Annotated in this window: 12 protein-coding genes; 7 read left to right on the forward strand and 5 right to left on the reverse strand. The window is 70.1% G+C overall.

The window, feature by feature from the left end:
- Window positions 1-102 precede the first annotated feature (102 nt).
- Window positions 103-2,187 carry a DUF6077 domain-containing protein gene (locus ACTMS9_RS16495; protein WP_441147967.1) on the reverse strand — a complete coding sequence of 695 codons (2,085 nt, stop codon included), beginning with the start codon at window positions 2,185-2,187 and terminating at the stop codon, window positions 103-105.
- Between the two features lie 173 nt (window positions 2,188-2,360).
- Window positions 2,361-2,960 carry a TetR/AcrR family transcriptional regulator gene (locus ACTMS9_RS16500; protein WP_357916184.1) on the reverse strand — a complete coding sequence of 200 codons (600 nt, stop codon included), beginning with the start codon at window positions 2,958-2,960 and terminating at the stop codon, window positions 2,361-2,363.
- A 215-nt stretch (window positions 2,961-3,175) separates the two neighbouring features.
- Here ACTMS9_RS16500 and ACTMS9_RS16505 point away from each other — a divergent pair, with 215 nt between their 5' ends.
- From ACTMS9_RS16505 to ACTMS9_RS16520, 4 genes are all read left to right on the forward strand, one after another.
- A complete protein-coding gene (locus tag ACTMS9_RS16505; RefSeq protein ID WP_441165370.1) occupies window positions 3,176-4,069 on the forward strand; it encodes an ABC transporter permease in 894 nt (297 codons plus the stop codon).
- Window positions 4,062-4,880, forward strand: a complete 819-nt coding sequence (locus ACTMS9_RS16510) for an ABC transporter ATP-binding protein (protein WP_441147965.1) — start codon at window positions 4,062-4,064, stop codon at window positions 4,878-4,880. The genes ACTMS9_RS16505 and ACTMS9_RS16510 overlap by 8 nt, the downstream gene beginning before the upstream one ends.
- Before the next feature lie 113 nt (window positions 4,881-4,993).
- On the forward strand, window positions 4,994-6,505 hold the full coding sequence (locus ACTMS9_RS16515) for a D-ribitol-5-phosphate cytidylyltransferase (protein ID WP_441147964.1): 1,512 nt from the start codon (window positions 4,994-4,996) through the stop codon (window positions 6,503-6,505).
- Window positions 6,506-6,532: 27 nt separating this feature from the next.
- Window positions 6,533-8,248, forward strand: coding sequence for a CDP-glycerol glycerophosphotransferase family protein (locus ACTMS9_RS16520; protein WP_441165371.1), 1,716 nt, complete (start codon window positions 6,533-6,535; stop codon window positions 8,246-8,248).
- 41 nt (window positions 8,249-8,289) lie between these two features.
- Here the strand turns inward: ACTMS9_RS16520 and ACTMS9_RS16525 are convergent, their stop codons facing one another.
- Window positions 8,290-8,871, reverse strand: coding sequence for an HD domain-containing protein (locus tag ACTMS9_RS16525; protein WP_441165372.1), 582 nt, complete (start codon window positions 8,869-8,871; stop codon window positions 8,290-8,292).
- Window positions 8,868-9,998 (reverse strand): helix-turn-helix domain-containing protein, encoded by a 1,131-nt coding sequence (locus ACTMS9_RS16530; protein WP_441147961.1) that lies wholly within the window; start codon window positions 9,996-9,998, stop codon window positions 8,868-8,870. Before ACTMS9_RS16530 ends, ACTMS9_RS16525 begins: the two co-directional genes overlap by 4 nt.
- 791 nt (window positions 9,999-10,789) lie before the next feature.
- Between ACTMS9_RS16530 and ACTMS9_RS16535 the strand changes: the two genes are divergently transcribed.
- The 3 genes from ACTMS9_RS16535 to ACTMS9_RS16545 all read left to right on the forward strand — a co-directional run bounded on the left by ACTMS9_RS16535 (window position 10,790) and on the right by ACTMS9_RS16545 (window position 13,324).
- Window positions 10,790-10,963, forward strand: coding sequence for a hypothetical protein (locus ACTMS9_RS16535; RefSeq protein WP_441165373.1), 174 nt, complete (start codon window positions 10,790-10,792; stop codon window positions 10,961-10,963).
- 447 nt (window positions 10,964-11,410) lie between these two features.
- Window positions 11,411-12,268 (forward strand): FG-GAP repeat domain-containing protein, encoded by an 858-nt coding sequence (locus ACTMS9_RS16540; protein WP_441165374.1) that lies wholly within the window; start codon window positions 11,411-11,413, stop codon window positions 12,266-12,268.
- 438 nt (window positions 12,269-12,706) lie between these two features.
- Window positions 12,707-13,324, forward strand: coding sequence for a hypothetical protein (locus ACTMS9_RS16545; protein ID WP_441165375.1), 618 nt, complete (start codon window positions 12,707-12,709; stop codon window positions 13,322-13,324).
- Between the two features lie 350 nt (window positions 13,325-13,674).
- Here the strand turns inward: ACTMS9_RS16545 and ACTMS9_RS16550 are convergent, their stop codons facing one another.
- A complete protein-coding gene (locus tag ACTMS9_RS16550; RefSeq protein ID WP_441165376.1) occupies window positions 13,675-13,800 on the reverse strand; it encodes a hypothetical protein in 126 nt (41 codons plus the stop codon).
- Between the last annotated feature and the right edge of the window lie 198 nt (window positions 13,801-13,998).

The following is a 13,998-nucleotide window of genomic DNA, read 5'->3' on the forward strand; positions in this document are numbered from 1 at the left end:
CCTTAACGCGAGTGGATGCCCCGGCGTCGCTCGGGTGTCGGGAACGATCATCGTCGCCGCGACCCGGGCCGGCGCGCCGCCGGGGCGTGGGTGTCGGACCGCTCAGCCGGCCGGTCGGTAGCAGGTCATCGCCCCCGGCCCCTTGCGCGCGGCGAACTCCTCAAAGCCGAGGTCGACCACGGTGTCGCGGGCGTACCGGTTGCCGTTGTAGACGCAGATGGTGCCCACGCCGACCCGCCGCACCGCCGTGGCCACCTGGTCCTTCGGGGGCTGGATCCGGCCGTCGGCGAACCTGGCGAGCAGCAGCCGGTCCTTGGCGAAGTCCGAGTTGAGGTCGTACTCGACCAGGTAGAAGTCGCGCGGCAGGACCACCCGGACCTCGCTGGTGACGATCAGCGAGGTCCGCATGATCACCGACGGGGCGAGCAGGAGGCCGTCCGGCCGGTCCTGGTCGGAGATCCAGAACGCGATCTTCTGCCGCTGCTGGGGCAGCTTCCAGGTGGGCCGGTCGTGGGTCTCCACCCAGCTCTCCGGCGACCACATCGGAGTGGCCCAGATCGCGAAGCAGGCGACCATCGCCGCCGCGAGCACGGCCCCGACCGCGCCGCGCAGCAGCGGCGCGGGTGACGGGACGTCCACCGTGCAGAGCAGGCCGATCAGCGCCGGCAGGGCCAGCAGCCAGGGCACCCGCCAGAGCACCACGGAGATGCCGCTGAGATCGCCCAGCACCTCCAGCACGCCGGGGATCAGCAGCACGCTCATCGTCAGGGTGGCGCCGGCGGCCAGCAGCGCCGGGGTGCGGCGCCGGGCCAGCAGCGGGCCGCACCAGAGCGCCAGGCCGCTGATCACGCCGACGATCCCCACCAGCAGCGTCCGCCGGTAGGTGTACTCGGCGTCGAAGAAGGCGTCGTCCGCGCCGGTCGCGTTCATCCCGCCGAGCACCAGCCGGGACACCACGATCGCCCCGATCGGGTACGCGACGGCGGCCACCCCGCCGATCAGGGCGTCCTTCCAGCGGCCGACCAGCAGCATGGCCAGCCCCGCCGCGCCGACCAGCATCGGCAGGATGATCGCCGAGGTGGTGGTCAGGCCGGCGGCGGTCACCGACAGCGCGAAGACCAGCAGCAGCGACCGGCGCGAGCGGGTGTCGAACCACTCGGTCAGGTAGAGCCACATCAGCGGGATGACCGCCGAGACGAACATGCCCTTGCCCTCGTAGAGCCGGGGCAGGTGGAAGGTGCCCAGCGCGGCGTCCGCCCCGGCCACCAGGTAGAGGTAGGCGACGGCGACGCTGAAGGCCAGCACCGGGCGGCGGGGCGCCCACCGGTGGACCAGCCGCCAGAGCGCCAGGATGGCCAGCACGGCCAGCGCCGGCAGCAGCACGTACCAGGTCGCGGAGGCGCCGTGGATGCCGAGCACCCGGCCGAGCGCGCCGGCGAACACCTCGATGGAGGGGGTCGGCGGCTGCGAGCCCATCGCCGGGGCGACGTTCTCGGTGAAGAGGAAGTCGTTGAGCGGGACGATGTCGCGCTCGGCCACCCAGACCGACTTGCCGACGTAGTAGACGTCGTCGGGGGTGTTGCGCGCGATGAACAGCGAGGAGATCGCCACCCCGACCGAGATCAGCAGCGCGTACGCCGACTGGAGCGCGGTCGGCGCGGGCGCCGCCGGCTCCGGCGCGGGCCCGGCCAGCCAGGCCCGCCGGGTCAGCAGCATCACGCCGACAGCCGCGACCATCCCGGCGGCGGCCGGCACCCACCAGGAGATGCCGTCCCCGGCCGGCGTGCCGGCCAGGCCGGCGGTGATCGCCGCCACGGCGGCGGCCGCCACCACCGGCAGCACCCAGCGGCGCGGGTGAGCGGCGGGGGCCGGGCTCGGCGCCACCGGCGTCGACGCGGTGGCCGCGCCGCTGCGCCGCCAGGCGCGCACCCCCGCCCAGCCGGCCAGCAGGACGCCGGACGCCACCCAGATCAGGAAGGTCACCGACGGGCGGAGGCTGAACAGGAACGCGGCGTGGTAGAGCACGGTCCACAGGGCGAAGCCGACCACGCCCGCGTCGGTGACGGCGGCGGGCGCCGCCGCGATCAGCGCGGACAGCCGGCGCCGACCGGTCGCGTGCGGGCTCTGCGGGGACGCGTCCGCGGGAGCGGGACGCTCCTCGACGGCAACGTGGTCGGCGTTCGACACGGGTCGTCCTTGTCGTTGTGTGGGCGATGTGCGCGACAGGCATGCGGCGGGCGGCGCCACGGGGGCGGCCCGGCTCCGGTCCGGGTTGCAGAGTAGCCGGAACCACCTTTTCGTGATGTCCGACAGGTGGCGTGGCGGTGACGCGTCGGGGCGGCGCACCGGTGTTTCCCGGGTCAGCCGGACACCGGCGCCTCGCGCTGGCGGGGCAGTGCCGGTTCGGCGCCGAGGCCGGCCGCGACCGCCTCGGCCAGGGTGTCGAGGTAGGTGTCGGTGAGCGGGGTGCGGGCGATGGCGAGCCGCCAGTAGAGCGGCCCCACGATCAGGTCGACCGCGGCGTCCGGGTCGGTGCCGGCCGGCAGCTCGCCGCGCTCGATCGCCCGGCCGATGAGCTGGCCGCCGATCTCCTGCTGCTTGCCCCGGAGCACCTGCTGCAGGGTCTGGTCGATGGTCGGGTTGCGGGCCGCCTCGGCGAGCAGGTCGGGGATGATCTGCGAGGCCAGCGGGTGGCTCAGCGCGTGCGCCATCACCTGGAACAGCAGCGCCAGGTCGCCGCGGAGGGTGCCGGTGTCCAGCGCGGGCAGCTTGCTGCCGGCGGCGGCGACCACGTTTTCCAGGACCAGTTCGAGCTTGGAACTCCACCGCCGGTAGATGGCCGTCTTGCTGACCCCGGCCCGGCGGGCGACCGCCTCGATGGAGAGCCGGCCGTAGCCGACCGCGGCGAGCTCCTGCATCAGCGCGCGCCGGATGGCCTTCGTGATGTCGCCCCGGAGCACCGCGGCGCCGGCCGGCGTACGCCTCTTCTCGCTGGTCATCGGGGACCTTCCGCAGCTGTCACGTGGGCCAATGTACCGCAACGACGGTACGGTTGCGTCCCGACGTGTTTTGGACTACCGTCCACGCAGCGACGAGGCGGCCTCCGCGAACAGTCCCTCGTAAGATTCCATCGTCGCGAGCATCCCGTTGGCACGAAAGATCGGAGTGCCCTTCCATGGCCGACACCGCGCTGGTCGACCCCGAAACGGGCCTGACCCAGGCGCAGCTGGCCGCCCGGCACGGACTACGGGTCGCCGGTGAGCGCCCCTCCCTGGCCGAATACAGCCGCCGGCTGTGGTCCTACCGGCACTTCATCGCCGCGTACGCCAACGCCAAGCTCGTCGCCTCGTACAGCAACGCCAAGCTGGGTCAGGTCTGGCAGGTGCTGACCCCGCTCACCAACGCCCTGGTCTACTACCTGATCTTCGGGATCGTGCTCGCCCAGAACCAGATCCCGAACTTCATCGCGTACCTGACCACCGGGCTGTTCATCTTCAACTTCACCCAGAGCGCGGTGCTGGCCGGCACCCAGTCGATCAGCGGCAACCTCGGGCTGATCCGGGCCCTGCACTTCCCCCGGGCCAGCCTGCCGCTGGCCGCCACGGTCACCCAGTTCCAGCAGCTGCTGGCCTCGATGGTCGTGCTGGTCGGGATCGTGCTGGCGACCGGCGAGCCGATCACCCTCAAGTGGTTGATGGTGGCCCCCGCGCTGCTGCTCCAGGCGGTCTTCAACGCCGGCATCGTGATGCTGGTCGCCCGGATGGGCTCGAAGGCCAGCGACCTGAAGCAGGTCATGCCCTTCATCCTGCGGACGTGGATGTACGGCTCCGGCGTCCTCTACAGCGTCAGCCTCTTCGAGCGGCTGCCGGGCTGGGCGACGACGGTGGTCCAGTTCAACCCGATGCTGGTCTACATCGAGCTGGCCCGCTACTCCCTGCTCGAGCAGGCGCCACTGCTCAACGAGTCGCTGGCCCAGCTCTGGCTGGTCGGCGCGGCGTGGGCGGTGCTGGCGGGTGTCGGGGGCTTCATCTACTTCTGGCGCGGCGAACAGGAGTACGGCCGTGGTTGACCACTACGAGGCGTCCAACGACGCCACCGTCACGCTGCCCCGGATTACGGAGCGGATCCCCACCGTGGTGGTGGACGATGCGCACGTGATCTACCGGGTGCACAAGGGCGCCGGTGGGGGCAGCACGCCGGTGGCTGCGCTGCGGCGGCTGGTGAAGCGGTCCTCCGCGCCGAACATCCAGGAGGTGCACGCGGTCAAGGGGGTCTCCTTCACCGCGTACCGGGGCGAGGCGATCGGGCTGATCGGCAGCAACGGCTCCGGCAAGTCCACCCTGCTGCGCACCATCGCCGGCCTGCTGCCGGTGAACCGGGGCGCGGTCTACACCCAAGGCCAGCCCTCGCTGCTCGGCGTGAACGCCGCCCTGCTCAACGACCTGTCGGGTGAGCGGAACGTCACGCTCGGCTGCCTGGCCATGGGCATGCACCCGGACGACGTGGCCCGGATGACCCCGGAGATCATCGAGTTCTCCGGGATCAACCAGCGGGGCGACTTCGCCAGCCTGCCGATGCGGACGTACTCCTCCGGCATGGCGGCCCGGCTGCGCTTCTCCATCGCGGCCGCCAAGAAGCACGACGTGCTGCTGATCGACGAGGCGCTCGCCACCGGCGACAAGGGCTTCCGCAAGCGCAGCGAGCAGCGGGTCCGCGAGCTGCGGGAGGGGGCCGGCACGGTGTTCCTGGTGAGCCACCAGCTCTCCTCGATCCGGGACACCTGCGAACGGACGATCTGGCTGGAATCGGGCGTGCTGCGGATGGACGGACCGACCGACGAGGTCATCCGGGCATACGAGGCGTTCTCGAACGGTAAGTAACATCCCGGACCGCGTCGCCCCGTTGGGGCGGCGCGGTCCGCGCGTTAAGGTTCAACCCGTCGCCACTCGGACGCAATCTTTCGTTCAGGCATTCCTGGAAGTGAGGATCGGCAATGACGCAGGACCACACCACTGGCCCGGACGCCACACCGGAGACCCCGGCGCCGTGGCGGCCCTCGCGGACGGTGGCGGTGGTGCTGGCCGGTGGCACCGGGACCCGGCTCGGCCTGGGCATCCCGAAGCAGCTGCTGAAGATCGCCGGTAAGCCGATCATCGAGCACACCCTGGCCGTCTTCGAGGCCGCGGCGGAGATCGACGAGATCATCGTGCTGATGGCCACCGGCCACGTCGCCGACGCCCAGCAGATCGTCGACAAGGCCGGCTTCCGCAAGGTCAGCAAGGTGATCGAGGGCGGCGACACCCGCAACGACACCACCCGGATCGCCCTGGACGCGGTCGGTGAGGGCGACGTCAACATCCTCTTCCACGACGCGGTCCGGCCGCTGGTGAGCGCCCGCATCGTGCGGGAGTGCGTGAACGCGCTCTGGACCTACTCCGCGGTCGACGTGGCGATCCCCTCGGCCGACACGATCATCCAGGTCGACGAGAACGAGTGCATCACCGACATCCCGGTCCGCGCCACGCTGCGCCGTGGCCAGACCCCGCAGGCGTTCCGCTCCGGCACCATCCGGGAGGCGTACCGGCGGGCCGAGGGTGACCCGGACTTCGCCGCCACCGACGACTGCGGCGTGGTGCTGCGCTACCTGCCCGGCACGCCGATCAAGGTGATCGACGGCTCGGACGAGAACATCAAGGTCACCCACCCGGTCGACGTGCACCTGGCGGACAAGCTCTTCCAGCTCGCCGCCGCCCAGGCGCCCCGGCTGACCGACCACCGCAGCTACACCGAGGAGCTGACCGGCCGGACGATCGTCATCTTCGGCGGCAGCTACGGCATCGGCCACGACCTGGCCGAGCTGGCCCGCCGCTACGGCGCTCAGGTCTTCCCGTTCAGCCGCTCCTCCACCGGCACCCACGTCGAGCGCGCCGAGGACGTCGAGGCCGCGCTGAAGACCGCCTTCGAGGCGACCGGCCGGATCGACCACGTGGTGGTCACCGCCGGCATCCTGGAGAAGGGCTCGCTGACCGACATGGACCAGGAGACGATGGACCGGGTGCTCCAGGTCAACTTCGTCGGCCCGGTCATCGCCGCCCGGCAGTCGCTGCCGTACCTGCAGCAGACCAAGGGTCAGCTGCTGCTCTACACGTCCAGCTCCTACACCCGGGGCCGGGCCCAGTACGCCCTCTACTCCGCCACCAAGGCGGCCCTGGTCAACCTGACCCAGGCGCTGGCCGACGAGTGGGCCGAGTTCGGCGTGCGGGTCAACTGCATCAACCCGGAGCGCACCGCCACCCCGATGCGTACCAAGGCCTTCGGTGAGGAGCCCGAGCACACCCTGCTCGCCGCCGAGACGGTGGCCCAGTCCTCACTGGACGTGCTGATCTCCGACCTGACCGGCCAGGTGATCGACGTACGCCGGGCGCCGGGCGAGCCGGCCCCGGTGCCGGCGCAGCCCACCGCCGCCGACCAGGACCGGCTGGCCAGCGGCGTCGACGCCGGCTGACCCGCGACCCGGAGGCGAGTGGGCGACATGCGTGGTGACCTGGTCAGCAAACTGATCGCGCGGGGCCTGACCATCGGTCTGGCCGTGGTCGCGTTCCTGGTGGTGGCGCTGACCGGCGCCACCGGCTGGGGTCTGGCGCTGGCGGTGGCCGCGCTCGTCGCGGCCGCGGCGGAGCGCCGGGTCCGGCCGGGCGCCGACATCAGCGCCGAGTCGGTGCTGCTCGCCGCCGGGATCCTGGTCGGTTACGCCCGCCGGCTCGACGGCGGCTTCGACCCGGCGCTGGTGCTCACCGCGCTGGCGCTGCTCGGCCTGGTGCTGCTGGTCGGGCCGCTGCGCGACGCCGGCAACCTGGAGATCCGGGCGGCGAACCTGCCGGTGCGCACCTGGACCCCGCTGGCCGCCGCGCGACTCGGCGGCGCGCTGCTGGCCCTGCTGGGGGTGGTGGCGGTGTGCGCCGCGCTCGCCCTTCCCGCCGTCGTCGCGCTGGCCGCCAGCCTGCTGGTGGCCGGCGCGTGCGCGGCGGTCGGGCTCGACCTGGCCCGCCGGCGGTTCCGGCCGGCGGCGGGCGGCGGGCCGGTCGCCCGGGCGCTGCGGGCGCACCAGCCGGAGTTCCTGCTCTACTTCTCCGCTCCCCCCGGCTCCGAGTACCAGGTCACCATGTGGCTGCCGTACCTGGAGCGGCTCGGCCGGCCGTTCATGGTGCTGCTGCGGGAGCCGGAGTTCCTGCCGGCGGTCGCCGCCGCGACGAGCGCCCCCGTCGTCTACTGCCCGACGCTCAAGGCGATGGACGAGGCGCTGGTGCCGAGCCTGCGGGTGGCGTTCTACGTCAACCACGGCGCGAAGAACAGCCACTGCATCCGGTTCTCCCAGCTCACCCACGTGCAGCTGCACCACGGCGACAGCGACAAGGCGCCGAGTGCCAACCCGGTGTCGGCGATCTTCGACCGGATCTTCGTGGCCGGTCCGGCCGCCGTCGAACGGTACGCCCGCGCCGGGGTGGAGATCCCGGCGGAGAAGTTCGTCGTGGTCGGCCGCCCGCAGGTCGAGGCGATCGAGGTACGCACCGAGGCGGTCACCGGCCTGGCGCACCCGACCGTGCTCTACACCCCGACCTGGACGGGGCACCACGCCGACGCCAACTACTGCTCCCTGCCGGTGGCCGAGACGCTGCTGCAACGGCTGCTGGACCGGGGGGCGACGGTGATCCTGCGGGCCCACCCGTACACCTCGCAGAACCCGGCCTCGGCCCGGCAACTGGCCCGGCTGACCGAGCTGCTGGCTGCCGACCGGGCCGGCACCGGCCGGCAGCACCTCTGGGGTGCCGCGGCGAGCCGGGAGCTGTCCCTGGTCGAGTGCGTCAACCGGGCGGACGCCCTGGTCTCCGACGTCTCCGGGGTGATCTCCGACTTCCTCTACTCCGGCAAGCCGTACGCGGTGACCGACATGGGGGTGGACGGCGACGACTTCGTGGCACGGTTCCCCCTCGCCGGCTCCGGTTACGTGTTGCGGCGGGACATGTCCAACGTGGACGATGTGCTGACCCGGCTGCTGGACACCGATCCGCTGGCCCCGGCCCGGTGGGAGACCCGCCGCCGCTACCTCGGCGACTTCCCGGCCGACTCGTACGCCGACGGCTTCCTCGACGCCGCCCGGCGGGAGCTGGAGCCGGGGTGGGAGCCCCCGTCGCCCCGCGCCGCCGAGGCGGTGGCGCCGGAGGGGTCATCCCTCTCCCCCACCGCCTGAACGTCTGCGTGCACCGGCCTCCACGACAAGTGAGTTACTGCCTACTCCGGCTGTCGGGGTGGATTGAGCCAGGCGAGGGGTTGTCCGCTGAGTGCCGCGTCGGCGAGGCGGTGAGCGGATGTGGTCGTGAGCGCCGCGCGGGAGCTGTCGATCCAGCGCTGGACGTTGTCGACGCCTTGGTGGCGGTACTCGACGGCTTGGACGAGGCATTCGAGCTTGTCGGCGTCGCGGGCGACGACGGCCTCCAGGGATTCGCCGGCTTCGTACTCGGCGACGGCCGCGGTGATGATGTCGGCCACGGCTGGCGGGCAGGCCGCAACCTGGTCGGCCGTGACGGCGGTGTTGGGTGCGGCGGTGAGGTAGCGCTTGGCGATGTGAGGGATGTCGGTGATCCGGGTTTCCTGAGTGTCGTGCAGGAGGCACAGCATCGACACCCGCGCCGGGTCGGCGCCCTCCATGGCGGCGAGCATCATCCCGATGAGCCCCGTACGGAACGAGTGCTCAGCGATGGACTCGGGGTGCTTGACGCCAGCGAACCACCAGCCGGTGCGGGCGGCGCGTTTGAGTACGCCGGCTTCGAAGACGAAGCTCATGGCTCCGGCGGCGTCGTGGTCGTCGCTCATCTGCCCGTCCCTGTGCCGGTGAGTCCGTCTGCTCGGAGGCTGTAGACGATAGACGTTAGTTCCTGCCGGGACTGCGCGGAGACTCGGTCGCAGTCCAGGAGTGCAGTACTGCGGTCGACGAGCGCCTGCCCGGTGCCGGGGTCGTCAAGGGCGAGGCCGCGACGTGCGGTGAGCAGGGACCAGACGTTGTGGATGTTGAGGTCCACGAACGGGTGCCCTGCTTCGAGGCGCTCGACCAGATGACGGAAAAGCAGGGAGCCTCGCCAGTCGGGATGAACAGCAGCCATAAATGAGTCGTCTCGTTGGCGACAGGGGATCTCGCCGACCCAGTAGGCCGAGTAGTTGAGGGCGGCCCGCTCGCAGGCGTCGTCCGGGTGCGCGCGGGCGATGAAGTCTCGTAGTGGTTCCGGGTCGCCCTGGTTCGCCAGCGAAGTGACGACCGAGCGCGCATCGGGCCACAGCGGTGACCAGGTATGGAAGGTGGTTGTCCGGCGGGCTGAGCGGGCGTTGCTCTGGGAGAGCCAGGCCGCGGACGCCCCGGTGGGGTCCATGCCGGCGAGGAAGCAGGATTGGCGGTGTAGCAGGACGTTCGGGTGGCGCCCGACGGTGGAACGCTCGGCGAGCACGTGCAGGTGCGCGAAGAAGGCGCGTCGCTGGCCGATGGGCAAGATCGGCCCGGCGGTCACCGGGCCTCGCCGGCGTTGCGGTCTGGAAAGGCATCTGACGAAGGTGGGGGGCTGCCCCAGAACCGCCCAGAGGATCATGTCGGTCAGGCGGTGGGTGAGGACGGACCAGCCGAGCGGCTGCTCGGCCACGTCGGTGCGTTCCACCTGGTTGTCCAGGATCGCCGTGAGGATGAAGTCCGCTTCAGCGGCGTCGTCGAGGGCGGCGAGCAGCGTCGTGTTTGCTCCGAGCCGTCCGAGCCGCTGGCGGGTCGCGATCGCCTGACCGAACGGCACGGCCGTGAAGGGCCGCCGTCCGGACTCCCAGCTCTGCACCGTCGCACGGTCGACGCCCAACTCCACGGCGAGCTGTTCCTGCGTGAGCGGGATCGACTCCCGGATCAGCTTCAGCAGATAGCCGGTAACCTCGCCGCGCTGTGGCGTTGATCGTCCGCGACCCGCCATCCGATGTCCCTACGTCGACTGGTGGTTGACGTTCCCCGCCAGAACCCCTCGTGGCCGGGACATGTGGCCTGCTCACTCGTACTGCTGGTGAGTCCAACGGCCGTCGCCGTGATCGTAGCGTCGCAGTTACCGAACGTTCCAGACCCGGTCCCGTGGTTCGGGGTCGGCCATGTCGCGTTGCCCGGCGGAGGGAGAAAGCAATGCGGGACAGGACACCGCCGCGGCGAGTCTCCTACGACCAGTACCTGAGCGCAGTCGCGATGAGCCTGGCCCGGCGGCACCGCCCGGTGTGGTCCTGGCGGAGGTGGAAGTGGGTCTGCCGATGCGGAGCCGATCTTCCGTGCCGCAACCGACACCGCATCCCGATCAACCGTGGTCACTGGCCCACCCAGGAGGAGCAGTGAGCAACGACCAGGAGCGGCGGATTCTGACCACGCATCTGCCAGGGATGGACGGCATGTGCACCGGGTGCCGGGCGTGGTGGGCTCGGCTCACGCCGTACCCATGCTGGCAGGTTGAGTGGGCGACCAGCCGGCGGGCGCGGCATCTGACCGCGACAGTGCTCGGGGGCCGCGGGTGACCGCACACGGGCCTGTTTTGCCGATCTGGAGCTGCGGCGGCTGCGACGCGCCCTGGCCCTGTCGCACGCGGCAGCGAGAGCTGCGCGCAGAATTCGACGGCGCGCCGGTGTCCCTGGCCCTCTACATGGGTGCCCAACTGGTGCGTGCCGCGCCGGATCTGTCCTGGGTGCCGGCAGGCGTGCTACACCGACGCTTTCTCGGCTGGATCCGATGAGCCTCCTGCGGCCCGGGGACGAGAAGTTCCACTACAGCGACGGCTCGCACAGGTGGATCCCACCTGACCCGGACTACGACCAGGCGGTCTGGGACGAGCAGGTCCGCCAGCACAAGCAGGGCCACCTGAAGAACGAGCGCCCGAAGGTCCGTGTCCAGCGCCTCGTGTGACGCCAGCAGTACAGCAGCGAAGTACGGCAATCGTGTCAGCCGAGCCGGACGCGTCAGCAGGCCGTCTGACCTCGCATCAAGCCCGAACCGACCGCCTTGCCGAGAGTTCACACCGACGAGGTCACTGGTTCGATCCCAGTATCGCCCCACCATGAATAGGGCAAGCTCAAGGCCCCTCAAACGAGGGGCCTTGACTCTTATCTGAGGGTCACTCGTTGCCCGAAGGCAGCGAGAAGGCAGCAAGCACCGAGGGATCTTGGCATCCGCTGTAGCGGTAGGTCCGCAGGTCGGGCCGGGCGAGCGAGGTGGGCGAAGGCTTCACGGGCGATGTAACGCTTGTGGGCGAGATCGGCTGCCCCCCGCCGAGATGTCGGCGGTGATAGCGTCCGGCTTGGTGATTCACCTGCATGGATGCGGGGAACGCCTTCTCGGGGGAGGAGCACGTCCTTGCGTAAATGGATGGGGTTCGTCGTTGTTGCCGCCATGGCTGCGGCAGCCGTCCTGGTGGGAAGTCCTGCACAGGCCACGATTTATGACAAGCGGAACGACTTCAACCGCGACGGTGTCAGCGACATTCCGTTCATCTTGTCCAGCGGCGGCATGATGGTCCAGGTGGGTGACGGTAGCGGCGGTGTCGACCGTTGGGCCGATGTCGGCTTCGGATGGTTCCCCTACAGGTACGACCTGTCCGCTCCGGGCGACCTGAACCGGGACGGTGTCGGTGATCTTGTCTCCATCCACTACGACAACGGCTGCCTGTACCGCTGGTACGGAGACGGCGACGGCACGGTCAGCGGAGGGACGCAACTCGGATGCGGTTGGGGCCCCTACAGCCTTGCCGGTGCCGGCGACCTGAACAACGACGGCAACGGCGACCTCGTTGCCGTCAACGGGAACAACGACTGCCTGTACCGCTGGTACGGCAACGGCAACGGCGGGTTCGGCACGGGCGTGCAACTAGGCTGCAGCGGCTGGAGCCTGTACGCAGGCGCGCTGACGGGCGCGGGCGACCTGAACGGTGACGGCAACGCCGACCTCGTCGGTATCAATAACGGCAACAACTGTCTGTATCGCTTCAACGGTAACGGCAGCGGAGGTTTCAGCAGCGGCGTGCAGGTCGGCTGCGGCTGGGGCAACTTCATTGACATCGCCGGACTCGGAGACTTCAACCGCGACGGCAAGGGCGACCTGGTCGCCCTGCACTCGAACGGCGATCTCTACCGCTACCACGGCAACGGAAGCGGAGGGTACGCCTCACCTTCGGTGATCAGTGTCGGGATGGAGTGGTACTTCCTGGCTAGTTGAACCTGCCCAAGCGTCCGCCGAGGGCGGCCACTGTCAGCAGCCGCCCGAGTGCTCCACAGGCTCGGGCGGCTCGGCGGAAGAAACAGCGAACAGGCATCGATATGACAGCGGTGGCCGGTAGAGGTCACTGGTTCGATCCCAGTATCGCGCAGGCAGGTCAAAGGCCACTGCCCAGTATTGGGAGCTGGCCTTTCTGCTGCCGTACAGCAGCTAATTACAGCAATGGTCAAGTGCCGAGGGAATCGCCGAGGCGCTTGAGTGCTTCCCACAGGTCCATTCGCACCGCGTCGAAAGACGTTGACGGAGATCATCTTGCTGGCTAGGTTGATCGCGCCGTGACGTTCTGATGATGCGGGGGCTGGAATGTTTGTCGGACTAACCTCGGGGGCGCGGACCGGTGCTACTCGCCGCGCGCTCGCTGCAACCGCCGCGTCGCTGATGCTGCTGGCCGCCGGTACGACGCTGGTGGCGTCGCCAGCGTCGGCGGCCGTCGGGCGGGCAGGCGGGACGAAGGTGCCCCTCCAACCGGCGATCAGCTTCCCGAACGGGGACAGCGTCGCCGGAGGTGGCCAGATCGCCATTCGGTTCGACGCGAACGGGGACACCACGGTGACCAGGTTCCGGTACAGCGTCGACGACACCAAGCTGGACAGCGAGGTCCCAGCGGCGCCGGATGGTACGGCCAATGTGACGATCGACGTCGGCAGCGTGGGCGGTGAGCATCCGGTGTACGCGGTGGCGGTCGACCGCCACGGCCGGCTCAGCCCCATGACGCAGGGAACCTTCACGGTGTCCGCCATCTCGAACCTCAAGGGCCAAGCGCTCGACGCGACCACCTGGCTGCCGGTGGAGGGGGCGACGATCCGGCTGGAGCCGGCTGGGATCGAGGTTGTCACTGGCCCCGACGGTGGCTTCCAATTCGCCGTCGATCCGGGCCTCTACACCCTCACCGGCACCCATGCTGGCCCCCCCAGCCTCTACGGCAGCCAGCAGTTGCTGCTTGACAACCAGGAGACGTGGTTCGACCTGTACCTGTTCCCGGACTCCGGGAGCTGATGACCAGCCTCCGCCAGGATGAATGGGCTCGATGGCCCCGGCGCCCAGCGCCGGGGCCATGGTCTTGCCGTCTGGTCAGCGCGGCTTGGTGGTCCGGAGCACGGTACAGCCGAACCCTAGCTGCAACAGAGACCAACGCAGCGACGCCTGGTTCCTGCACGACCGCCCCTGCCTAGGCCGACGAGCGGTAGCGGCGAGCCGGTCAGGCAGCCCTCGCCTACGTCGAGGAGACGCGGACAGGTAGGGGTAGGCAGATGCAGCCATACTGCGGCGCGCAGGCGTTGACATCCGACGGGGTCATGAACGACGGGTCGGAGGCGCCCGAGCCGACGAGATGCCGTTGCGGCGTGTCACCACAGCTCATCGAGGGCTGCGATCTGCTTGCGGACGGTTCGGGCGTCCTTCGGCGGCAGGACGGCAACGGCGACGTCCAGGATCCAGCGCAGCTCGGGCGGGTTCGGACAGCACTCCATCACCCCACAGACGGCAGTGTGGGGTCCCACAAGCGATGCGAAGGGTGGCGCACGAACCATGACCAGGTCCGCAGTGCATCAGACACGGCCTGGTTCCAGAGGCGGGTGCGTTCGAGGTAGGCGATGGCTCTCAAGCCCCGGACCGAGAGCCCGGGGATGACAGAGGTTGACCCGTCAAGCCGTCGCCGGTAAATGGAGTCG

It is taken from the genome of Micromonospora sp. L31 (genome assembly GCF_052068075.1).
Taxonomy (GTDB): domain Bacteria; phylum Actinomycetota; class Actinomycetes; order Mycobacteriales; family Micromonosporaceae; genus Micromonospora; species Micromonospora purpureochromogenes.